The organism is Segetibacter sp. (genome assembly GCF_025963695.1).
In the GTDB taxonomy this organism is placed as follows: Bacteria; Bacteroidota; Bacteroidia; order Chitinophagales; family Chitinophagaceae; genus Segetibacter.
The window spans coordinates 73,003-97,080 of sequence record NZ_JAOQAH010000047.1 but is presented as its reverse complement, the minus strand read 5'-3'; the positions used below and the strand labels follow the sequence as shown (position 1 = coordinate 97,080).

The window sequence follows — 24,078 nt, the reverse complement described above, 5'->3', positions numbered from 1 at the left end:
AAGATAAGGGGTTTAGATAAATCGCCTTATTAAGCTGACTGTAGCCGGGCTATATTACAATACACAATTAGAAAAGTAGAATAAAATAGAATCGTACAAGTGAGTGACACAACAATGTTTAGCAACGAGCATATGTTGGCTCCAAAAAATATAATTGGCTAAAGCAAGGAGCTGCAACACCTTGCAATATTAGATTTTTACCTTTTTCCAGGCACCTTTTCTAAAAACAAGGAAAGTTCCAATAGTGATAATTGTTTCGGCAATTAATATTGCCACGAAAACGCCAAGCGGACCAAGATGAAAAGTGATTGCCAAAGCATAAGCAAGTGGAATTTGAAGCGCCCAAAACCCGGCAAGATTTATATACGTTGGTGTGCGGCTGTCACCAGCGCCATTAAATGCGTTCATCAACACCATGCCGATACCATAAGAAATATAGCCGAGGCTAATAATACGTAGCGCTTGTGTGCCCACTGCAACCACTTGTGGATCAGTATTAACGAGCGAAACTATAGGCCCGGCAAAAAATAGAAAGAAAATGGTAACGACACCCATAAAAGCCATGTTATATTTGGCTGTGACCCATACACTTTTTTCTGCCCTTTCAGGTTCGTTTGCGCCCAAATTTTGACCGACTAACGTAGCTGCCGCATTGCTTAACCCCCACGCTGGCAATAAAAAGAACATTAGAACCCGCAGCCCTATGGTATACCCGGCGATAGCATTGCTGCCAAACCCGGCAATGATTCTGGCAAGAAAAATCCAGCTTGCAGAACCTATTAAAAATTGGAGCGTTCCAGTACTGGCCACGTTTATTAGCGATCTTAAGATGGCTTTATGGGGTAAAAGATGGCCAAGCTTAATTATTAATATTCCTTTTCCCTTTACAAGATGATATACCTGGTAACACACGCCGATGCCGCGGCCGGCAGTTGTTGCCATTGCTGCACCCACAAGGCCGAATGCAGGAACAGGCCCCAGACCAAAAATAAGAATCGGGCATAGTAAAATATTGAAGAGATTAGCGATGGTCAAGCTACGCATGGCTATGCTTGCATCTCCTGCTCCCCGAAAAATACCATTGATTAGGAATAACATGATGATAACAATGCACCCCGCGAACATTGTACGTGCATAAGGTACTCCTATGGCTAGCACCGAAGCCGGAGCACCTAATAATTCAAGAATGTCCCGGGCAAAAATAGCCCCTAAGACAGATAAGACTACCGTAAAAATAAGTGCCAGCAATATAGCCTGCATCGCAGATTTTGAGGCTTCCTCAGTATTTTTTTCACCAACCCGCCTCGCCACCATTGCTGTTGCGGCCATGCTAAGACCGATGGCGATAGAATATATAATTGTCAGAAACGACTCAGTCAAACCAACAGTTGCTGCAGCATCTTTTCCCAGTCTGCCTACAAAGAAGATGTCGACTACTGCAAACACGCTTTCCATGCACATCTCAAGAATCATAGGGATGGCTAACATAAATACGGCTCTTCGTATACTCCCCTTGGTAAAGTCTTCCTCGCCGCCTTTAATGGATTGTTTTATGAACTGGAAAAAGAAAGAAATGTTTCTTTTATTAGAAATAGTATGTGTAGACATTTGAAGTTCTGCTTAATCGTTAGTAATAATACACTTGAGACGACAGAGTCGTAAAGAATAAAAGATGGAAATACTTGTTTAATTAAACCAGGTTGGAACAGAACTTCATAATTCGTACGATTGAACGGTGTGGAGACGGAAGTAAAAGTAGATTTATTTTTTAAAAACCAGAAAGGCTTTCAAGAATTGCTTTGAGAAAATTATTTAAACGGCAAGAAATATTACGCTCTAACTTATTTCGCTATTTTTTTTTGACGGGTACAAAAGTGACGCTAATCGATGATAGCCAAATCCGGCAGCTACAGTTATTGCAAAAACTACCCACCATAAAGTATTAAAGCTATAACGGTGGGCAATGTAACCACCCAGAGAGGGTGCTGCTATTTGTGCCGTTCCCCAGGCCATTGTATAAAGCGCTGCATATTGACCACGGTTGTGGTCCTGACTTCTGCTGATCCAATAAGAGTTCATGAATGGCATGGACAGCATTTCGCCAAATGTGATAATTATCATCGAAAACAAGGCTAAAGCAAATTGTCCGCTTAATAAATTGTAGACTGCGTACGATAGACCAACCATCCAAACACCAAATTTTATAAATCTTAATGGCTGCGCCTTTGCCTCAAGTTTAAAAACCACAACCATTTCTATTCCGGCTATTATAAGACCGTTGATGGCCATTAGGGTACCTATTAGCCTTTCGTTTAATCCTAACTTTTGCTTTAAAAATACCGGTAATATCGTAAACATCTGGAAGAAGCAAAATGCAAACAAGACAGTTAAAAAGATAAAAAACAGGTACTGTTTATCTTTATAAGCCGAGCTGCCGTCAATTGCCTTTGTTCTGTTTTTAGCCAGCGTTGATTGAAGACCGGGTGGAACTGGTAGTACGATTGACAACATAATTGCTGCAGCTATATTCGTTAATCCATCAACCCAGAATAATAAATGATAGTCGTAGGAAGCAAGAAACCCACCAAGCGCACCGCCAAAAGCCCAGCCAAGATTTATTGCAAGCCTGTTAAGAGAATAAGACCTTGTTCTGTTTTCGGGTTTGCTATAATATGCGATGGCCGTTGAGTGAGCCGGGCGAAAAGATTCGTTTATAAGACTTAACACAAACGTGCCGCAGCAAAGCAAAATATAAGATTCAAGGTAGCCTAACACAATGAACATTAAGCCTCCGCCAAATAAAGCAAACAACTGAATTTTATAAAATCCAATTGCATCTGTAAGCTTGCCTCCTATAAATGCCCCTACAATAGAACCAGCACCAAACAATGCCATGATTATACCTGCGTCTACAATACTGTAATGAAGTTTTTGTGTTGCATACATTGTCATAAATGGAACAACCATAGTACCACTACGGTTGATTAATATAACAAGCGAGAGAAACCATGTTTGTCTTGAAAGACCAGAATAGGCTGCTTTGTATGAAGAAACAAGGGCCGGCATTATTTAAATGAAAGGTGACAGTTTGAAGAATAAACAAAAGTATCTAAACAAGCAGGAATAAGACCTTTACTAACAACAGTCAATTTTTATCACTTCTCACGCCTCTAGCTTTTTTGCCCCTCGAACTGATCACCCTTGTGTTTAAACAACACGTTGAATGTGGTAAGGCTACCATAAATGCGGGTAATGTATTGCTGCAAATCAACTTTTTCTTCGTTACTTAAAATTTTGTGCGCGTTTACTTTTTGCTCCATCACCCTCAACCTGTCACGAAGCATTACAATTTTGTTGAAGAAAACATCCATAGGAATTTCGTTTTCTTTTAATGATTTATCCGCCGGCCTTAATACCAGCATTCCATTTTTCCATTTGTCGCCAATTGATACAACTTCCGTTACATCACTCCACTCTCGTAATATTTTTATAAGCGCGTCTTCAGCTTCTGTAAAGCTCACACTGTATTCTGGTTCTACCCTATCCATTACCTCAACCGAAAAATCTTTAGATACCGGCTTTATTCCTCCCTCGATAAAACAAACATCATAAATTCTTTTATGAAGTCTTATAACAACACCGACACCAAAAGACGGATGATTTATTCTTGACCCTACTCCTAATAGTTCCATTGTTTTAGGTTAAAATGTTTTGGGTTTGAGTTTTGAGTTTCCTTTTCCCACAGATCCCAGGAATCCCACAATCCCGGTTCAGACAATTTCACTCAGCTCAAGCCACCGCATTTCTTTATCTGCCAGTAGCGTTCCTATTTCTCCAATCCTAACACTGGCTTTTGAAATTTCTCCAAAGGGCAAACTTCCCAGGCTGTCCTCCAGTTTCTTTTTCTCAGCTTCCAGGTCTTTCATCTCTTTTTCTAATGCCTCAAACTCCTTCTTCTCATTATAGGTCGGCTTTCGCTGGTTGCCCGCTGCCTGTTTATTGTTACCAGCAGTCGACGAATTCGGACCCGCAACCCCATTTGTACTTACCCCTTCACTTTTCATTTTTCCAAGATCACCCCACTTATCTTTTCCTTTCTTCTCGTTAGCTTTTAACCACTCACGATACAATGTATAGTTACCGGGAAAATCTCTTATTTCACCATCGCCTTCAAATACAAACAGGTGATCAACCAACCGATCCATAAAGTAACGATCGTGGCTGACTATCAACACACAGCCCTGAAATTCACTTAAAAAATTCTCCAGCACACCCAATGTCGGAAGGTCAAGGTCATTGGTCGGTTCATCCAGGATAAGAAAGTTAGGATTCATAAAAAGGATGACCAAAAGCTGCAAACGTTTCTTTTCGCCACCACTCAAGCTGCTTAGGTAGGTATATTGTTTATCTCCCGGAAACAGAAACAATTCAAGAAACTGCGATGCACTCATGCTTCCGCCTTTTGCCAGAGGAAAAGTCTCAGCAAAAGTTTTCACATATTCTATCACCCGCATATCGTCTTTAAATTCCAGCCCTTGCTGACTAAAATTTCCAAAAACAACTGTATCTCCAATATTTATCTTACCACTGTCGGGAGCCTCCAAACCTTGCAAAATGTTTAGAAATGTACTCTTGCCAACACCATTCTTACCAACAACACCTATTCGTTCGCCCCTGCTAAAAGTATATTCAAACCCCTTCATAATAACCTTGTCACCATAACTTTTATACACCTTTTTCAGTTCGGCAATCTTACCTCCAAGGCGCGTCATCTTCACCTCTAACTGAAGTTGCGCGTCTTCAATCTTTTTCTTAGCCTGCGCTTCCACCTCATAAAAATTATCCTGCCTGCTCTTACTCTTGGTAGTTCGTGCTTTAGGTTGTTTGCGCATCCACTCCAATTCTTTTCTAAAAGTATTTTTAGCTTTATCAATAGTGCTTAGCTCGCTCTCAATCCTGGCGGTCTTTTTCTCAAGGTAGTTGGCATAGTCACCTTTATAAGTATACAACTCACTGCGTTCCATCTCCCAAATCTCCTCGCTCACAGCATCTAAAAAATAACGATCGTGCGTAACGAGCAACAAGGTTACATTTTCGCCGTTGAGGTAGTGCTCCAACCACTCAATCATCTCCACATCCAGGTGGTTGGTCGGTTCATCCATAATAAGTAATGTATGTTGGTGCTCAAAGCCGAGGTCAATCAGGGTTTGAGCAAGGGCAACACGCTTTCGCTGACCACCACTTAGGCTCGCAACATTCTGTTTCAGATGATGGATGTTCAGTTTATCCATAATCTCCTTTACTTTACTTTCAAACGACCAAGCATCTAAATCATCCATTTTTGTTAGTGCGTCGCTTATAGCCTGTCCGTCATCTTCTTTGCCCGACTCTGCAGCTTCCTCGGCTGCATCCACTGCCGCTTCGTACTCTTTTATAGCTTTAATAACAGGGTTCTCTGTATGAAAAATATTCTCAAGTATTGTCTTATTCTCATCAAACTTTGGGTCCTGTTCAAACAAGGCAACAGTTACATCTTTATTAATCCAAACGGTACCGCTGTCAGGGGTTTCTTTACCTGAAAGGATACGTAAAAGCGTACTCTTACCCACACCATTGCGCGCCACCAGGGCTATTTTATCGCCTTCGTTTATGTGGAATGAAATATTATCAAAAAGAGGCACTATTCCATAGGCCTTTGTCAAATTCTCTACTGTAACGTAATGCATAATGGCCGCAAAGATAAGGGGAGCAGGTTGTGAGGGCAATTGTGAAATGTGAAAAAAGACTTGTAAAAAGGGCCTAAGCGGGTCTATTCGCCTACAATCACTGATGATTTTTTGTGTTTATATACATTCGTTCTTCGCCCGGCATTGTTGTGTCACTCACTTGTACATGTATCCCAGGTTTCGCCTGAATTCCTCCAGGCTGGCCAACTTTAATATACAGACAAGCGAAGTCCGCGAGGAAATATTTGAAGGAAGAAAATAATTACTACTTCGCCTTGTTTTCAAAATAAGGTATATCATCATGCGCCACCAATTCCTTTTGTTGCCAATAAGCTAATGTAACAACACGCCCGTCTTTTGTTTTCAATAGCCTTCCGAAAACAGCATTAATTGGGTTAAAAGTAACATCAGTCACGCCAACAGTAAAGGTTGTCGGTGGTGCCGGAGCCGGTTCACCCATGACGCTTGTCGAAGCCGCTGCGACCGGGGCAGCTTTAGGCGGAGGACTGGAAACAATTACAACAGAATATTTATTTAATTTAAGGAGATCATTTAAAAAGTCCGCTCGTTCCTGCGATGCATTCTTTTCAACAATAGCACACTTCACCCCGTTTAATTCTTCAAACTCATGATTTTTATTAATTGCCATGGGAAGGTTTAAAGTATTGAGTTTAAAGTTTTGAATTCCATTATTCACTATTTCACTATTCATTACTTACATTCCGCTACTTAAAGAATGAATATAATCATAGATATAGCTAATAAAGCCTACAGCCAAAACTCCGGCAATACACGTATACAGAGCAAGTCGCGGCATCAACGGAATTGCAATTCCTGCAATGGGCGTAGCGTTCTCATCCATAAAAATGGTTTTTACAATTCTTAAATAATAGTAGAAAGAAATGATCATGTTAAGTGCTGCAATGGTTATGAACAAATAATTGCCTTTTCCTGCACCTGCAAATAATAGAAAAAACTTGCCAAAAAATCCGGCTGTCGGCGGTACTCCAGCCAATGAAAATAACGCCAAAGTAAGTATCCAGGATAAGACAGGATTTGTTTTATAGAATGCCTTGTAGTCGCTGATGTTTTCTTTACCAGTTAGCGAACTCACTAACGAAATCACTCCAAATGCCGCCAGGTTTGAGAAGACATATATCAATACAAAATACACAACTGACGCCGATCCAAATGCTGAGCTTCCGCTTATGCCGACTAAAATAAATCCGACCTGGGCAATGGAAGAAAATGCAAGAAAACGCTTGAAATTGTCTTGCCTGATTGCAAACAGGTTACCAATGATAATGGTTAGCAATGATAAGATGAATAGCATGTTGTACCATGCCCCTGCTAACGGTTTAAAGACCGTGTACAAAACAGAAACAAACACAAATAACACTGCCCCTTTTGAAATAACAGAAAGAAATGAGGTAACAGCGACAGGAGCGCCTTCATATACATCAGCAGTCCATAAATGAAAAGGAGCAACAGATATTTTAAAGGCAAGTCCTGCAAGCAACAAAATGAAGGCAAATATTTGTAACGGATGATTATTTAGATGCAGTGGTATCTCGGAGAATACGAGTGTGCCGGTAGTACCATAGATCAAAGAAATACCAAACAACAATAAAGAAGAAGAAAACGCTGAAGAAAAAATAAGTTTCATTGCCGCTTCTGACGAGCGTCTTTTTGCTAAGTCAAAGTTGGCAGCCGCAGCTAAAGGAATAGTTGATAATTCAAGGCCGAGATAGAACATTAATAAATTGCCTGCCGATATCATAAAGAACATTCCAAGCATTGTAGATAGCAGCAATATGTAAAATTCCGGAACGTGTTTGTGGGTTTTAAGCCAAACAAAAGATTGCATCGAAATAATCAGCATTCCAACATTTAGGATGTTTTTTTCCAGAACCATTAGTTTGTTGGTCCGAAACATTTCTGCAAACAACACTCCATCCTCGTTTCCAAAAAAACCTACTGCAACGTTCACCAGCAGCAAAGCATTTACAATGTTCATATAACGCTCATTGCTCCTGTCTTTGCCAAGCTTCAAAAACATCAGGACAAAAATGATGACAATGAGCGTCATCTCGTGTTTCATCAGCAATAGGAAGTCAATCGACATAGGGAATAGGTTGTAAGTTTTAGGTTGTAAGTTCTAAGTTTTTACGGATTTACGGTACCAAGCACCTTCGTCATAATTTCATCTGTTCCTGGCCCTATTAGTTCGTTAATAAGAAAAGGTGCCATGCCAATTATTACAATCCCGGTAATTAAAATACCGGCAGCTAGTCTTTCATTCCATTGAGCATCGTTTAATGTTTCGTGGGTGCTGCGTATCGGCCCCATAATCGTTTTTCCTGTTGCGCGTAGTATGTATACTGCTGTTACCACAATGGAAGCGCAAGCAAGTATGGTAGCTAACCTGTACCACTTATCAGGGTTTTGCCACGAACCCATAAACACAGTCATTTCTGCCACAAATCCACTTAGTCCGGGCAGTCCTAACGAACATAAACCGGCAATTACAAACACGGTAGAAATAAAAGGGGTAACCTTTAACAGGCCACCTAATTGTGCAACTAACCGCGTATGTGTTCTGCTATAAATCATACCAATAGTGGCAAAGAAAAGGGCTGTCATCAACCCGTGGGAAACCATTTGAAGTACCGCGCCATTGATAGAGGTTTTTGTAAGCATGCCAATACCCAGCAAAACAAAGCCGCAATGGCTGACAGACGAATACGCGTTGATGTACTTCAGATCTGTTTGCATCATAGTAGCAAAGGCTCCATATATAATGGCAATAGTAGCCAGTAGAATAATAATCCAGGAGTAAGCATGCGCTGCATCAGGCATCAAATAAGTAGCAACACGCAGACATCCATAGCCGCCAAGTTTCATAGATATACCTGCAAGAAACATAGAAGCAGCAGTCGGTGCTGATGAGTGCCCGTCAGGAACCCAGGTATGAAACGGAAACAACGCCGTAAAAACTCCAAAGCCGATAAAAGCAAAAGGAAAAAAGATTTTTTGAATATCAATTGGAAGGGGCGTTTGCGCAATTTGCAAAATATCAAAAGTGCCGGTGTTCCAATATATGCCCGCTATTCCGACAAACACTAAAGCAGATCCGCCCATTAGCATTAAGGCAAGTTTCATGGCACTATATTCTTTCTTACCACTTCCCCAAATGCCTATCAACAGATACTTTGGTATCACAGCAACTTCCAGAAAAAAGAAAAGGGTAAATAAATCAAGCGAAATAAAAAACCCGTAAGCCCCTACGCTTAATAGCATTAATAAAAAAAAATACTCTTTGCTTAGCTTTTCCGTTGTCCATGAGACCAGCACCCCGGCTATTACAATGCAAGCAGTAAGTAAGATCATCGCAATAGAAATTCCATCTACACCAACATGATAATTAATATGGAGAGGTTTGAACCAACTATAGCTGGACTGAAACATCATGTCAGCAGAACCGATTATATGAAGTTGCGAATATTGAAATAATAAGAAAAGAGACAACACCAGTTGCACAATGGCGCCGAAGAGAGAAATGGTTTTTACCTGTTGGGATCGATTGCAAAATAGGATACCAATGGCAGTAAGTAGCGGGATAATAATCAACAACGATAAATTCATAGTGTATTCTTTTAGTGCCGGCGGCACATTATATCAGTAGCAGAAGGAATGATCATTGCACCAAACATATAGCTACTGTAGGAGCGAAATATTTCTAATCATAAAATTCTAACAAATATTTTTCGTCGTATCCTACCTTATACCTCCTCAAAAATTCAAGATATTCTTCTTCAAAACTTCTTTTTTCATGATGCATAGCCTGATTCAAAATATAGTTCACCACTTGTTTCGATTGGGACTTAGAATAACTAAAGGCACCAAAGCCTTCCTGCCAGCTAAAGACCTCATTCAAAATTTTTTTTTCTTTTATGAATGAAGTAGTGTTTGCTTTTACATCTCTTACCAGATCAGAAATGCATATGTCGGGCTTTATGCTTGCTAAAAGATGGGTATGATCAGGCATGCAATAAATAGCATACAATTTTTGTTTTTTGTTTGTAACAATTCCCGACATATATTTTTGTATTTCGTCTCTAAATGATCCTTTTATAAAGTTCTGCCTTCCTTTCACTGCAAATACTATCTGAATGTATATCTGTGAATAGGTGTTGGGCATTTATGTATTCATTTTATGTTTCGCTCCTATGGAGCTTTCTAAATTTGTTTTCTGTTTTTTTCACTACTGATATTATGCCCCTATTGGGCTTGTAGCCTTTATTTATCATTTCCACCAATAAACAAATATGATTGCTAACCCTGCAATGCCTCCAAAAAAGTATAAAGTGTAATTCTGTATCCTACCTGACTGCACAACTTTTATAGCATTAGACGTTGTTGCTGTAACATAGGCTAATCCATTAACGCATCCGTCTATAATGTTTCGATCAATCCATGCAGCAGGTCTACCCACGAAGTTGAAAATGACTTTCTTAGTCATGAACAAATAAACTTCATCTATATAAAGCTTTCTTGTTACCACCTTATAAAAACCCCCTAACGAAGTAGCAATCTTTGCAGGTCTTTCGTTCTGATTTTTATAAAGACTTGCTGCAATTAAAATGGCAAGAACAGATAAGGCAACTGGCGCAATTGAAAACAAAACGTTGAGATGCGTTTCAAGAGGAGCTCCATCTGCTGTAACAAATTTCGAGAAAGGAACAAACCCGGCAACAATGGTACACAACGATAATATTATTAAAGGCAGCTTCATTGAAATTGTTCCTTCATGATGATGTTCGACTTCAGCATCTTTCACGGTTGCCGAGGTCTTATTCCAGAAAATAGAAAAATATAACCGAAACATATAAAAGGCTGTAAGTGCTGCAGTAAACAGCGCAATGAAATAAATGATTTTATTGGTTTGAAAGGCTGCCAACAAAATTTCTTCTTTGCTAAAAAATCCTGCAAAAGGTGGAATACCCGCAATTGCCAGGCAAGCAATTAAAAACGATAAATGGGTTAAAGGCATCCTTTTTCTTAGACCACCCATATCTTTCATATCATTACTATGCACTAAATGTATAACAGCACCGGCGCAAAGAAATAATAGTGATTTAAAAAAAGCATGGGTAAACAAATGAAACATCGAAGCAGTATAACCAACACTGCTTTCTCCCTCATTTCTGGCTATCCCCAGAGCAAACATCATATAACCAATCTGTGACATGGTAGAATAAGCGAGCACCCTTTTAATATCGGTTTGAGTACAGGCGATGACCGCAGCAATCAAAGCGGAGGACGCACCTATCCAGGTTACAATATGTAGGACAGCGGCGTCCATTGAAAATATCGGGAACAACCGGGCGACTAAATATACTCCTGCGACGACCATCGTAGCTGCGTGAATTAACGCAGAGACAGGCGTTGGGCCTTCCATTGCATCTGGTAGCCATACGTGCAAAGGAAACATAGCCGACTTACCTGCGCCGCCAATAAACACCAATGTTAGTCCCCACGTAAGGGCTGATATGCCTAAAAAAGAAGCTGTTGAAATACTTATAAATTCGGTAGACTGCGTGGAAGTTAATCGTTTGATAAGAGTGGGGATATCCAGGGTGCCGCCATAAAATCCAATAATCAAAATACCTATCAGGAAACCGAAGTCAGCAAAACGTGTAACGATAAAAGCTTTTTTGGAAGCAGCTACTGCTGAAGGTTTATCATAATAAAATCCTATTAGCAGATAAGACGAAACTCCCACCAACTCCCAAAAAATATAGACCTGGAAAATATTTGAAGAAAGAACCAACCCAAGCATTGAAAAAGTAAACAATGAAAGAAAGGCATAGTATGTCGCAAACCGCGTTTCACCCCTCATATAACCCAAACTAAAAACGTGCACCATTAACGAAATGAACGTGACAATAACGACCATCATTACAGAAATAGGATCGAGAATGATACCCATATCGATAGAAAGGCCGGGTGAGAATTGAAGCCAATTATATTGAAAGGCGATAATCTTATGATAGCTCCCATTCACCTTACCGTCTAGAAAGAAATAATTATAGGCAATCACTATTGAAAGAACTGTGGAAGCAAGCAATGAGGTGGTCGCGATGATACCTGAAGATGTTTTAAAATATCTTCTTCCAAATAGCCCAAGCACAACAAAAGTTGCAAAAGGCAGTAAAGGTATAAGTATAAAATAATTCATATCAGTGGTTTTTCCAGTGCTCCCCCTTCAGGGGGAGCTAGAGGGGGGTTTAAAACTTTAGTTCCGCTGCGTCCTCTACATCAATAGATTTATGGCTTCTGTACAAGTTGATGACAATAGCAATGGCAACTGCAGCTTCCGCGGCAGCGATTGTAATAATGAAAATGGCAAAGAAGACACCGTCTAATTTATCAGGGTACAAATACTTATTAAAAGCAACAAAGTTGATGTTAACGCTGTTGAGCAATAGCTCTATTGACATTAACATGGTAATCAGATTTCTCCGGGTAAAAAGCCCATACATTCCAATGAAGAATAAAGCCGTGCTTACAAAAAGAATATGGGTTAATGGAACTTCGTTCATTTTATACCTCCGCAATTATTAATGGTTCCGGAACAGATGGAATGATTACTACTGTCGGTGCTGGTGCATCTTCGTTATTATCTAGCATAACTTCCTTTGGTTCGCCAGGTTCATGTTCGGGCGTTTTCATTGCAATTACTATACAACCAATCATAGAAGCGAGCAGCAACATACTGACTACTTCAAAGGGCAGTATATAGCCAAAATCTGTAGTGCTAAGCATTTGAGTGCCAATATCACTAACTGCCACGTTAAAGGGTTTTGCATTGCCAATAGGAAACCCATATTCATCAATGAGGTTGTAGGTAAAGGCAAACCCAAAAAGAGCCGCCAGAACAGAGAAGATGGTTTTTCTCATAGAAGGTTTAGGCATTTCTTTACCAGATTCTTGCGTAAGAAAAATAGAGAAAATGATAAGAACTACGATACCACCTACGTACACGATTATTTGTACTGCAGCAACAAATTCAACCTGCATCCAGAAATACAGGCCGGCGATACCAACTAATGAAAACAATAACCAGATAGCTGACCGAAAAATTTTTGTTGATGTTACTGACAACAATCCGCTGCCTAAAATGAAAGCTGAAATGGTGTAGAATATGATTTGTGATGCAGTCATTTATTTGGTTTAACTAAAAAAGGCAAAAACAACTCTCTGTAAAGACACCAGTATTACTTACAACTCCCTACTTATCACTTATCACTTACCACTTATCACTTATCACTTACCACTTATCACTTACCACTTATCACTTACAACTTATCACTTACCACTTACAACTTATCACTTACCACTCCCAAAAGCCTACTCAACCCCTTCCCTTATTTTAGATCCCGGCTTGTTCAACTTCTTAAGCAGCATACTTCTGTCGTATACGCTGTGCTCAAAGTTTTGGCCCATTTTTATAGCATCAGTAGGACAAGCCTCTACACACAAGTTGCACATCGTGCAGAGCTCAAGATGATAAACAAATGTGTCAAGCGCCTTTTTCTTTTTACCCTCAGGTGTTACGTCAAATTTTGTAATAATTTTTATAGTTGCGTTTGGACAGGCTAATTCACAAGCAGTGCACCCGGTGCAAGCATGTTCATTATTTGCATCATGAGGCATGATCACTTCTCCCCTGAACCGGTCAGCCATTTTTAATGTTTCCCTGTTATCAGGATATTGTTCGGTTATTATTTCTTTCGGATGAACAAAATAATAACCTGTTCTCTTCATGCCTGTAAGAAGAGACTTCGTTGCGTGATAGATGTCGGATATGTAATCTTTTAAAAACACTGCAAGTTTTGAGTTTAAGGTTTTGAGTTTAAGGTAGCCTGTTTAAGGAGTTATAGCCACTCGATTTTTAAACTTTGTTCCTTTGAGTTCAGATTGATTTAAATATTCGATCCAGCTTCCTAACATGCTTCCTATATCCTCTGCTAATTTCAATAGTTCACTAAATTTATCTGCAGTAATATATTTTCTGTCAAATACTCGGTACAATTGAGATCTTACTTCCGCACAAGAACCTTTTGCTATTGTCAAAAAATTAATAAACTCTAATCTTCCACCTCTTTGAAATCCTTCAGCTATATTATCCATTATAGAACCTCCCGCCGCATTTATTTGATATCTAAATCTGAAGTCTTTGTTTAAGGCTGTTTCGTTTGAAAATATAAATATTTCCTTTGCAAGCAATCTTGCCTTTTGCCACCCCTCTATATCTTCGAATTTCGTTATCGTAGCCATAACAATGTTTTTTTTCCGCTAAACTCAACACTTTAAACTCAAAACTCAAAAATGCCATCCCAATATTGCAATTACAGTTACGAATAACAAGTTGAATAAACTTATCGGTAACAGATATTTCCATTCCAAATTCAGCAATTGATCAATTCTTAACCGTGGAAAAGTCCATCTAAACCACATGATCAGGAAAATTAAAGCGAACGTTTTGGCAAAGAACCAGATGGAAGATGGGATGTAATCCATGAGGTGGTTGAAGCCTTGCCAGTTGCCAATGTGCAGGGGCATCCATCCACCGAGAAAAAGAGTTGCCCCAATAGCACACACAATAAATATATTGATGTATTCAGCAAGAAAAAACAGCGCGAACTTCATTCCCGAATACTCTGTGTGAAATCCTGCAGTCAGCTCCGACTCCGCTTCGGCCATATCAAATGGAGCCCTGTTTGTTTCAGCTGTTGCTGCTATAATAAAAATTACAAACGCAATAATTACCGGTATGTGTCCTTTAAACAACCACCAACCGTTTTTCTGCGCCTCAATGATATCGCCTAACTGCAGGCTGCCTGTTAATACAACAATGGTTAGAATAGACAGTCCTGCTGATAGTTCGTAACTCACTATTTGAGCACCACTTCGCATTGCACCCAACAAAGAGTATTTATTATTACTTGCCCATCCTGCCATTAAAATTCCAATGACTGACAAAGAAGATACTGCCGTCACATACAATACTCCAATATTAATATCCCAGACCTGGAAGCCCTTTGCAAAGGCAATTGGTGCAAGCAGCAACATAGCAACAATCATAACAACAAACGGTGCGAGGTTGAACAGAAACTTGTCCGCGCCATCCGGTGTTAATCCTTCTTTTAAAATCAGCTTCAGTGTATCGGCTGACGTTTGAAAAATTCCCATTGGCCCTACCCTGTTTGGACCGAGGCGAATCTGCATTTGCGCTGCTACTTTTCTCTCCATCCATACCAATACTAACCCCAGCAATGCAAACAAGGTAGTAGCCAATAGAATTACAATGAGACTTTCAATAATCAAGACGCCGGTAGCGCTAAATCTTGAATGAAGAAAGCTTTGAATTCCGTTTGTTATGCCTTGTAAGCTGAACATATTTCAAATTAAAAAGTCAAAAGTCAAAATATTCCTAATCCCTAATTTCCCTCACCTATCAATATCCGGTATTACCAAATCCAACGTGCCCATAGTTGCCATTAGGTCACCAATCTTGCTTCCCCTTACCATATGATCTAGTGCTGACAAATTTGAAAAGCCCGGTGACCTGAACTTTATGCGATAAGGTGTTGTGCCGCCTTCACTTACTATATAAACTCCCAGTTCACCCCTTGCTGTTTCTACGCGGGTATAAAATTCTCCTTTAGGCAATTTTATAACGGCTTTTGTTTTTGCCTGGTAATCCCCTTCTGGTATTTCATCAATTAATTGTTCTATGATCTTAATTGATTCTTTCATCTCCTTTATTCTAACGAGATAACGGGAAAAGGAATCTCCTGCTGTCTCTATTATTTCATCAAACTGCAACTGTTTGTAGATCTCGTACGGATATATCTTTCTGATGTCACAATTCACTCCACTACCACGTGCAACGGGACCGGTGCAACCATAAGAAATAGCATCTTCTTTTGATAAACAACCCACTCCTTTCATGCGACTTTGAAAAATGATGCTACCTGTTACCAGTTCATCATACTCGTCAATATTCGATTTAAACAGTTTGATAAAATCCTTTACTTTTTGTTGAAAGCTTGGATGGATGTCTGCCATCACCCCCCCCGGCACCATGTAATTCATAGTGAGCCTTGCGCCGCAGGTTTGCTCCATGATGTCATTAATGGTTTCTCTTTCGCGAAAAGCATAAAAGAAAGGAGTGAAAGCTCCCAGGTCCATCGCCAGCGCTCCCCACCACAGTTCATGCGAAGCAATGCGGGTAAGTTCATCCATAATCACCCGTATATATTGGGCTCTTGCCGGAACCTCTATCTGCATGGCTTTTTCAACCGTCATCGCACATGCGTGATTGTTGATGTGAGCGGAGAGATAATCCATTCGGCTTGTAACATAAATGAATTGCCGGTAGCTTAAGCTCTCACACATCTTTTCAATAGAGCGATGGATATATCCAAGATGAGGTTCAACTTTTTTAACCGTTTCTCCATTTAATGTAACAACCAGGTGCAAAACACCATGTGTGGCCGGGTGCTGAGGACCAATATTTATCACAAGCTCACCTTCGGTACTATTAGAAGAAATGACTCCAGGTTCTTTCAATATTTCAGTTTGGCTATACATGCTGATCGCTACCTCAATTTTTACTTTTAAGTTTTTACTTTCTTCCTACAACTTTATCATGTTAACCGGATCATCATAATCTTTCCTCAACGGATATCCTTCAAAGTCATCCGTTAGTATCAGTCTCCTTAAATCAGGATGATTAGTGAAGTGCACCCCAAATAAGTCATATACTTCTCTTTCATGAAATTCCGCAGTTTTCCATATATCCACTACGCTTTCTATTCTTGCATCAGCCCTGTCAACTTTCGCTTTAATTACAATTGTATGTCTGTGTATCGTCGATGATAAATGATACACCATCGTCATAAAAGTTTTCCAGTCAATGCAGGTGAGACAAAAAAGGTAATCGAAGTTGAAAGGTGCGTTACGTAACAGCTTTGCCAGTCGCTTCCATTCCAATGCATCAATTTGAATATTTAACCATTCCCCTGTTTCGTCAAAGACCGCAGATGGATGTATCCCCGATATAAACTCTTTAACTTCTTCGTTTGTCATGGCTGCAATGTTTCAGCTTTGATCTGTTCTTTTGTCAAGCCACTTTTTATTTTTTCCTGCAAAGAAATCAATGCGTGTAACAGTGCTTCGGGGCGAGGAGGGCAACCCGGTATATATACATCAACAGGAATAATGTGATCGGCGCCTTTTACCACCGAATAAGTATTGTAGAAAAAAGGACCACCGCTGATAGCACAGGCACCCATTGCGATTACATATTTCGGGTCAGCCATCTGGTCGTACAATCGTTTTAGTACGGGCGCCATTTTGTTTACAATGGTTCCGGCAATAATAATAACATCTGCTTGCCGTGGTGTGGCTCGGGCTACCTCAAAACCAAATCGCGAAAAGTCGTATTTGGCCGACGCTACACTCATCATCTCAATACCGCAACAACTGGTAGCAAAAGTGAGTGGCCATAAAGAATTAGAGCGGGCCCAGTTAATAATATCCTGGAAAGTAGATGCTATAATACCGCCACCTTGCGTTGGTATTACCTGGCCAGGAAACTCTTTGTTCGTTTCACGTATTTGTTCTCTTACATCCATTTTAAAGCTCCTTTTTTATGGGCATATAAAAAGCCCATGAATAAGATGAAAACGAAAATGAGAATTTCGAACAGCGCTGTTATACCTATCTTTTTTACAACGACTGCCCACGGATACATAAAGACAAGTTCAACATCGAAAATGAGAAACAACAGCGCGAATAGGTAATAGCCAACATTAAATTGGTTCCAGGGAGAGGTCGCTGTAGGAATGCCGCATTCGTATGCCTGCCCTTTTTGACTGTTCTTGCTTCCTTTATTGAATAGCCTGCCGATGAGAATACCTCCGGCAGAAAAGGCTAAAGCAGCAATCGTTAAAACTATCAGCGAGACGGAACCCATAGTAGACAGTTTATTTAAAGATCAGAATTAAATCGTTTTGAAATTTACGACTTAATCCTATTTCTCGTGGTAATACTTATAAAAATTCAGATTTTTTTGTAGTTCGTTGTTTTACGTGGTTTCAAGGGTTCATCCCGGCTTTTATTAATCCTATTAAACATCGTTGTGTCACTCACTTGTACTTTTTTATTTCTATTCAACCTGGCACCTGCTATATCAAATAAATTGAGGTTGCGAATAAATTAAGGCAACAATGGATGAGTATAAATAATTGCACAAGAAAAATAAGAAGCTACCATACCATAACAATAAGTTATTATGCCCACCGCACTACTTGCATTTCGCGGTTTGATGATGTAAATTTCTATTCATCATCAAACTGTTTTTTACAATGCCAGAGCAAAAAAAATGTTTCGTCGTCATGGGCTTCGGTACTAAAACAGACCTGGCCACCGGTCGTAAACTAAACCTGGACTTAACGTATCACAAGCTTATTAAACCGGTTATTGAGAGTAAAGGATTGCTCTGTGTGCGCGCCGATGAAATACGACATGCCGGCATTATTGATGTGCCCATGTACCGGCAGTTGCTTTCAGCAGATGTGGTAGTTGCTGACATCTCAACAGCTAATGCAAATGCCTTTTATGAATTGGGTGTAAGGCATGCGATGCGCCCCCGGACAACGATTGTAATTTCAGAACAACAAATGTGTTATCCTTTTGATTTAAACCATATACTTATAACTAAATACAGCCACCTCGGAGAAAACATTGATTACCCTGAAGTGCTGCGATTTCAAAAAGTATTAAGTGATACGTTGGATGCCGTTTTAAAAATAGAAGATCCCGACAGTCCTGTATATACTTTTTTAAGTGGATTAATTCCTCCAAAGCTGCAGCAGAAAGCTGAAGAAATGGCACAGCAAGTTGGCGCAGCAATAAAAAACAATGACGACGAAAACCCAAACAACAGGGTAACCCTTGCCGTTATATTGAAGGAAGCAGAAGATGCACTTAAAAGTAAAGAGTATGAAACAGCGAAAGTTTTTTTAAACAGCGCTATAAAAATCTCGAACTGCAAAACCGATCCTAAACTTATTGCTTCCAATTCATATCTTTTTCACCGTCTTGCATTGGCGACTTATAAGGCAGAAAAACCAGATAAACTTACTGCCCTCCATAATGCAATTGACATTTTAGACGACCTGGATCTTCAGCATACGAATGATGCAGAAACGGTAACGCTGGCAGCAAAAATAGAAAAGCGCCTTTTTTTTAAAGGGCAGGGTGAAGACCACCTGGCAAATGCGATTCAATATTATGAGCGGGCTTATTTTTTACTTAACAACAGGTACAACGCAATTAACCTTGCATTTCTTATCGATAACCGTGTTGATACAAATTTATATCCCACAGTGCAAGACAAGATAGCGGATATGATATTAGCAAACCGCATACGGGAAGTAACGCTAAAAATGTGTGAGCAGGACTGGAAAAAATATTCGGAAAATGCCTCGGCAGAAAAAGAAGAAGTACTGCAACAGGATAATGAGCTTGCTAAAAGCCAGCAGGCAATAGAGAATGAACAGAAATTCTGGATACTTGTCAACAGGGCCGAAGCCTATTTTGGCTTAGGAAACAAGGAAGCATATTTGGAAGCCCGCAAGCAAGCGCAGCAAATAGAGCATAAACCCTGGATGATGGAGGTATTTAATGAGCAGGTAGAAAAACTGGAAGAACTGATAAATAAATACGGCCATTTTCTTAGTGCTAAAGAAACCGTATAAATAGATCGGCTTAGCAGCTGCAGTCTGTTGCTTCAGCTAGCTATAGTACAAGGGTGTGACACAACAGTGCTTAATAGTAGCAATTCGCCCGGTACATAAAAGCACTACCTACACTACTTATAATCTGGCATATAAGTAAGAGCCCTATCAAAGCCGGAAATGTTCGATTTCATTTCGTGCACAAGTTTTATCTGCAAATGCCCAATATAATTATCTTAGCTACCCAAGAAAAACGTTATGAAGCATTTTGTACAATTAATGATTTTATTACTATTCTCCATTTTATCGGGTACGTCAAAGGGACAATCGGTAAAATATTTTGTATCAGTAAGTGGCAACGATGCTTCGTCCGGTCTGTCACCTGCCCAGGCTTTCGCTACTCTGCAAAAAGCACGGGATGTTGTTAGAGCACATAGAAAACAACGTTCACCAGACACAACATATGTATACTTGCTAAAGGGTGAACATAAAATAAAAGAGCCTCTTTTGTTAACAGCCGAAGATGGAGGAACGCAATCTGGGCCGGTCATATACAGTGCTTATAACAAAGACAGAGTTGTATTGAATGGCGGCGAAAAAATTACGGGATGGAGGAGATATAAGGATAACATTTGGGTGGCAGAACTTCCCCAGGTCAAGGCCGGCAGATGGTCGTTTATTCAATTATTTGTAAACGGAAAAGAGCGCAAAAGGGCAAGGCTTCCAAAGACGGGTTTTTACAGGGTAAAAGGTTTTCCGGATGGAGATCTAAAAGCAGGATACCAGACAAAGAGCAAACGATTTGAGTTTGCGCAAGGAGATATGAAATCAACATGGAAGAATATACAGGACATTGATGTGATTGCATATCATTTTTGGACCGATACACACCTCACGATAGAGTCTGTAAATGATAGCACTCATACCGTCAATTTTAAATATCCTTCCGGCAAAGTGTTTACCGACGACTTTAATAATGACGGTGCGAGATATGTTGTAGAAAATGTTTGGGAAGGTTTGCAGGATACGGGAGACTGGTACCTCGATAAAAAGGAGGGGAAATTATATTACATCTCTTTGCCCGGCGAGGACATGAGCAAGACAGAGGTGTGGGCACCTGTCACAAGCGGATTTATAACGCTGGCAGGAAATGCACTTGAAAAGCCGGTTACCGACATTTACTTCCGCAATATCATTTTTCAGTACGCTAATGTTCAATTACCTGCAGGAAATACAAATGATGCCCAGGGATCGTCAAGCATTGCTGCCATAATAAACTTAAAAGGAGCACAACGGTGTGTGTTCGATCGTTGTACCATAACCAATACAGGTGGCTTCGCTTTTAACCTGGCGGAGGGGTGTTCTTACAACCAGTTTACTTATAACACCATTACAAATATTGCTGCCGGAGGCTTTAAAATGAATGGCGCAAAAGCAGGTGAAACGCCCTTACTGCAAACCCACCACAACATCATAAGCGATAATGAAATCAGTAACTACGGTACCATCTTCCCGTCTGCTGTTGGTGTGCTGTTAATGCATTCGCGAAACAACGAAGTCGTTCACAATAATATTCATCATGGCTATTATACCGGTGTTTCTGTCGGTTGGGAATGGGGTTACCAAAGAAGTGTCAGCAGGGATAACGTGGTTGCATACAATTACATTCATCACATCGGGCAGGGATTATTGTCAGACATGGGAGCGGTATATACACTGGGAGTTTCGCCCGGCACTGTTGTTCGGAATAATCTTATACACGATGTAGACTCGCACAATTACGGGGGCTGGGGAATTTATAATGACGAAGGCTCCACTCATATTTTGGTGGAAAACAACATTGTTTATAACACCAAGTTCGCCGGTTACAATATTCATTACGCAAAGGAGTTGACGGTGCGTAATAACATTTTTGCTCTTGGCAGATTGCAGCAAATAAACCGAACCCGGGTAGACCCGCACGAGAGCGTGTACTTTGAAAATAACATCGTCTACTGGAAAGAAGGAAAACTGTTTGACGGAAACTGGGAAGACAAAGCCTACGATTTCTATTTTCATCCAAATGAAAAAACCGGGGTCAAAAAAGTTCAAAGTACCTTCGAAGCTGATTATAATATTTACTACAATCCAACCGTCGCCCTTGATAGCATAGTTTTCAATAAATGGAAATGGAAAGAATGGCAACAAAACGGAAAGGACACTCATTCTTCTTTTGTTAACCCTCTTTTTGTTGATGCAGCTCATTTCAACTTTAGCTTGCAGAAAAACTCGGCAGCATTTAGGATGGGATTTCAGGCCATAGACATGCAAACAGTGGGGCCAAGAAAGAAGGCAAAGAATTCACGCTATTAAGTTTAATAAAAGTACGGCCGGCACTTTCACCGTTTCAAATGAAGGTTTATTGCCAGCTTGCAAGATGGTTTTTGCTTTACTTTTACCGCATGAAATATCTGCTATTATTAATAGTCTTTCCCTTATTTTCTCATTGCCAAAAAATAGCTTCCTCTCAGTTGCTTAAGGATGTAGAATACCTTTCTTCTGACGAAATGAAAGGAAGAAAGACAGGTACACCGGAAAACAAAATTGCGGCCTCCTTTATAGCCAGCCGGTTTAAAAAGCTCGGTCTCAAATCTTATGCGTCAAACTACCTCCAACCTTTTACCTTTAAAAACAGCACTAACGGAGAAATTCAAGGGGCAAATGTTATTGGCTACATTACCGGAAAAAAGAAAGACATTCTTGTTATCTCAGCCCATTTTGACCACGTAGGAGTAATTAATGGTGAAGTGTTTAATGGAGCCGACGATAATGCTTCCGGCACTGCGGGCCTGTTGTCGCTTGCTGCTTATTTTGCTAAAAACAAACCAAACAATACCCTCATATTCGCTGCTTTTGACGCAGAAGAAGCCGAACTTCAAGGTTCAAAGGCTTTTGTTGCGAGCCCGCCCGTTGCTCTCGAAAATATCAAAGCAGATATTAACATGGACATGATTAGTCATAATGATAAAGGCGAACTGTATGTTTCAGGCACGTTTCAAACTCCCGGCTTTAAAGAATATTTGCCTACAGCCCTTGGAACTCTAAAATTAATTCCGGGGCATGATGATCCGAAATCAGGCAGTGATGATTGGACGAACCAAAGTGACCATGGATCGTTTAATAAGAAAGGAATACCCTTTCTATATTTTGGGGTAGAAGATCACAAGGATTATCATAAGGCAACAGACGAATATAAAACTATTAATAAGCCGTTCTTTATAGAAGCCGTGGAAGTGATTAAACAAGTGGTAAAAAAGATTGATGAAAAGATGTAACCACGGATCAACGATTACACATTGAACCTCCTCATTATACCGCTTTAGCTGCGGCATTGTCAAAAAGTCAAATAGTATTTCTTGCATGTTAGACCTTGCTCCAATAACCCGGCACCTCAGAGCAAAAGCCGGTTCTCACCTTTTAGTTGCCGCTATTCACCATCTAAAAGTTTTTGAAGAACTAAGTAAAGAGCCTTTATCAATTGAAGAACTGCAACAAAGACTACACTTAAAAGAACGGCCGGCAATGGTTTTATTTCCGGCTTTGTGTGCAATGAATTTGTTAGACTATGGTGCGGAAGGGAAACTTCAACTTACCGAAACGGGGAAATATCTTACGTCAGCCAGTCCCGTTAATTTGATTGGTTATGCAGGTTTGGAAAAAGAAGATACAGGTGTGATACAGATGACAGAGTGGCTACGAAATGATGGGCCGGCAGCGGGAAATAAGGGTTTGTCATATGTAAAGGATGAAGACGCTCCTTCTCCAATGGATGATCCGGATGCTGCCCGTTTTTTTACCATGGCATTAGCTGGACGAGCGAAATATTTATCTCCTGTTGTGGCGGGTAAAATATCAAAACACAAAGGCGTTTTACTAGACGTAGCAGCGGGCACGGGTTATTATAGTTACGAATGGCTTGTTGCAAACCCATCTTCACGCGCAATTGTTTTTGATCGTCCCGAAGTATTGAAAGTTGCTGCAGAGCTGTTAAACGAGTTCTGTAGCAATAAGCTTGAAGAGGGGAATTTACTAAAAGAGCGCGTTACTTTTTTACCCGGAGATATGCTACAAGATGAACTTCCTGCAGCGGACATTTTGCTTGCTGCCAGCCTTTTTCACGATTGGCCGACCGAGACATGTGAAAAACTTGCAATAAAATTTGCTCACGCTCTAAAGCCGGGCGGTGAGTTTTGGGTACACGATGCCTTTTTAAATGATCGTTTGGATGGCCCCCTTGCAATTACCGATTATTCTGCCATGCTCTTTCTCGCAACGAAGGGTCGTGCTTATAGCAGGAAAGAATACCGAAGCTGGTTTTCCCAAGCAGGCTTGATACCACAGATGGAAAACATTTCAACCTTAATGGATTACGGTTTGATCTCTGCTGTAAAACCCGGCTAGAAGGGCCGTTATTAGGAATTGTGTGGTTACTATGGCTGGCTGCAAAATCACAGGGTGCCATAGTAACCGCAACACTGTTTTCACCTGATAACGTTCTG

General features: G+C 40.2%; 22 protein-coding genes. 4 read left to right on the top strand and 18 right to left on the bottom strand.

Annotated elements, in window-relative coordinates:
• Positions 1-189 precede the first annotated feature (189 nt).
• From JWR87_RS08285 to JWR87_RS08200, 18 genes are all read right to left on the bottom strand, one after another.
• Positions 190-1,608 carry an MATE family efflux transporter gene (locus JWR87_RS08285; protein ID WP_297818178.1) on the bottom strand — a complete coding sequence of 473 codons (1,419 nt, stop codon included), beginning with the start codon at positions 1,606-1,608 and terminating at the stop codon, positions 190-192.
• A 228-nt stretch (positions 1,609-1,836) separates the two neighbouring features.
• Positions 1,837-3,066, bottom strand: a complete 1,230-nt coding sequence (locus tag JWR87_RS08280; protein ID WP_297818176.1) for an MFS transporter — start codon at positions 3,064-3,066, stop codon at positions 1,837-1,839.
• Positions 3,067-3,170: 104 nt separating this feature from the next.
• A complete protein-coding gene (locus JWR87_RS08275) occupies positions 3,171-3,692 on the bottom strand; it encodes a hypothetical protein (RefSeq protein WP_297818174.1) in 522 nt (173 codons plus the stop codon).
• A gap of 78 nt (positions 3,693-3,770) precedes the next feature.
• A complete protein-coding gene (locus JWR87_RS08270; protein WP_297818171.1) occupies positions 3,771-5,726 on the bottom strand; it encodes an ABC-F family ATP-binding cassette domain-containing protein in 1,956 nt (651 codons plus the stop codon).
• Positions 5,727-5,991: 265 nt separating this feature from the next.
• Positions 5,992-6,438, bottom strand: coding sequence for a hypothetical protein (locus JWR87_RS08265; RefSeq protein ID WP_297818169.1), 447 nt, complete (start codon positions 6,436-6,438; stop codon positions 5,992-5,994).
• Between the two features lie 3 nt (positions 6,439-6,441).
• Positions 6,442-7,851 carry an NADH-quinone oxidoreductase subunit N gene (locus JWR87_RS08260; protein ID WP_297818167.1) on the bottom strand — a complete coding sequence of 470 codons (1,410 nt, stop codon included), beginning with the start codon at positions 7,849-7,851 and terminating at the stop codon, positions 6,442-6,444.
• A 41-nt stretch (positions 7,852-7,892) separates the two neighbouring features.
• Positions 7,893-9,371, bottom strand: coding sequence for an NADH-quinone oxidoreductase subunit M (locus JWR87_RS08255; RefSeq protein WP_297818164.1), 1,479 nt, complete (start codon positions 9,369-9,371; stop codon positions 7,893-7,895).
• Positions 9,372-9,465: 94 nt separating this feature from the next.
• Complete coding sequence (tnpA, locus tag JWR87_RS08250) at positions 9,466-9,927, bottom strand: IS200/IS605 family transposase (protein ID WP_297818161.1); 462 nt, start codon at positions 9,925-9,927, stop codon at positions 9,466-9,468.
• 105 nt (positions 9,928-10,032) lie between these two features.
• Positions 10,033-11,967 carry an NADH-quinone oxidoreductase subunit L gene (gene nuoL, locus JWR87_RS08245; protein ID WP_297818158.1) on the bottom strand — a complete coding sequence of 645 codons (1,935 nt, stop codon included), beginning with the start codon at positions 11,965-11,967 and terminating at the stop codon, positions 10,033-10,035.
• Between the two features lie 49 nt (positions 11,968-12,016).
• Positions 12,017-12,331, bottom strand: coding sequence for an NADH-quinone oxidoreductase subunit NuoK (gene nuoK, locus JWR87_RS08240; protein ID WP_297818155.1), 315 nt, complete (start codon positions 12,329-12,331; stop codon positions 12,017-12,019).
• Position 12,332: 1 nt separating this feature from the next.
• Positions 12,333-12,953, bottom strand: a complete 621-nt coding sequence (locus JWR87_RS08235) for an NADH-quinone oxidoreductase subunit J (RefSeq protein WP_297818151.1) — start codon at positions 12,951-12,953, stop codon at positions 12,333-12,335.
• A 186-nt stretch (positions 12,954-13,139) separates the two neighbouring features.
• Entirely contained in the window at positions 13,140-13,616 is a 477-nt protein-coding gene (locus JWR87_RS08230) for a 4Fe-4S binding protein (protein WP_297818149.1), read from the bottom strand.
• 42 nt (positions 13,617-13,658) lie between these two features.
• Positions 13,659-14,069, bottom strand: coding sequence for a four helix bundle protein (locus tag JWR87_RS08225; protein ID WP_297818146.1), 411 nt, complete (start codon positions 14,067-14,069; stop codon positions 13,659-13,661).
• 45 nt (positions 14,070-14,114) lie between these two features.
• Entirely contained in the window at positions 14,115-15,191 is a 1,077-nt protein-coding gene (nuoH, locus tag JWR87_RS08220) for an NADH-quinone oxidoreductase subunit NuoH (protein ID WP_297818143.1), read from the bottom strand.
• 51 nt (positions 15,192-15,242) lie between these two features.
• Entirely contained in the window at positions 15,243-16,367 is a 1,125-nt protein-coding gene (locus tag JWR87_RS08215) for an NADH-quinone oxidoreductase subunit D (RefSeq protein WP_297818142.1), read from the bottom strand.
• Positions 16,368-16,433: 66 nt separating this feature from the next.
• Positions 16,434-16,886 (bottom strand): NADH-quinone oxidoreductase subunit C, encoded by a 453-nt coding sequence (locus tag JWR87_RS08210; protein WP_297818140.1) that lies wholly within the window; start codon positions 16,884-16,886, stop codon positions 16,434-16,436.
• Positions 16,883-17,434 (bottom strand): NADH-quinone oxidoreductase subunit NuoB, encoded by a 552-nt coding sequence (nuoB, locus tag JWR87_RS08205; RefSeq protein ID WP_297818137.1) that lies wholly within the window; start codon positions 17,432-17,434, stop codon positions 16,883-16,885. The genes JWR87_RS08210 and nuoB overlap by 4 nt, the downstream gene beginning before the upstream one ends.
• Positions 17,425-17,775: an NADH-quinone oxidoreductase subunit A gene (locus tag JWR87_RS08200; RefSeq protein WP_297818134.1), complete on the bottom strand. Its 351-nt coding sequence runs from the start codon at positions 17,773-17,775 to the stop codon at positions 17,425-17,427. The genes nuoB and JWR87_RS08200 overlap by 10 nt, the downstream gene beginning before the upstream one ends.
• 391 nt (positions 17,776-18,166) lie before the next feature.
• On the opposite strand from JWR87_RS08200, the gene JWR87_RS08195 reads away from it, so the two are divergent.
• The 4 genes from JWR87_RS08195 to JWR87_RS08180 all read left to right on the top strand — a co-directional run bounded on the left by JWR87_RS08195 (position 18,167) and on the right by JWR87_RS08180 (position 23,980).
• Positions 18,167-19,561 carry a tetratricopeptide repeat-containing protein gene (locus tag JWR87_RS08195; protein WP_297818131.1) on the top strand — a complete coding sequence of 465 codons (1,395 nt, stop codon included), beginning with the start codon at positions 18,167-18,169 and terminating at the stop codon, positions 19,559-19,561.
• 237 nt (positions 19,562-19,798) lie between these two features.
• Positions 19,799-21,892 carry a right-handed parallel beta-helix repeat-containing protein gene (locus tag JWR87_RS08190; RefSeq protein ID WP_297818128.1) on the top strand — a complete coding sequence of 698 codons (2,094 nt, stop codon included), beginning with the start codon at positions 19,799-19,801 and terminating at the stop codon, positions 21,890-21,892.
• 89 nt (positions 21,893-21,981) lie between these two features.
• The gene (locus JWR87_RS08185; protein ID WP_297818125.1) at positions 21,982-22,854 is read left to right on the top strand and encodes a M28 family peptidase; all 873 of its coding nucleotides are present in this window, start codon (positions 21,982-21,984) and stop codon (positions 22,852-22,854) included.
• An 85-nt stretch (positions 22,855-22,939) separates the two neighbouring features.
• The gene (locus tag JWR87_RS08180; protein ID WP_297818123.1) at positions 22,940-23,980 is read left to right on the top strand and encodes a methyltransferase; all 1,041 of its coding nucleotides are present in this window, start codon (positions 22,940-22,942) and stop codon (positions 23,978-23,980) included.
• Positions 23,981-24,078: the final 98 nt, after the last annotated feature.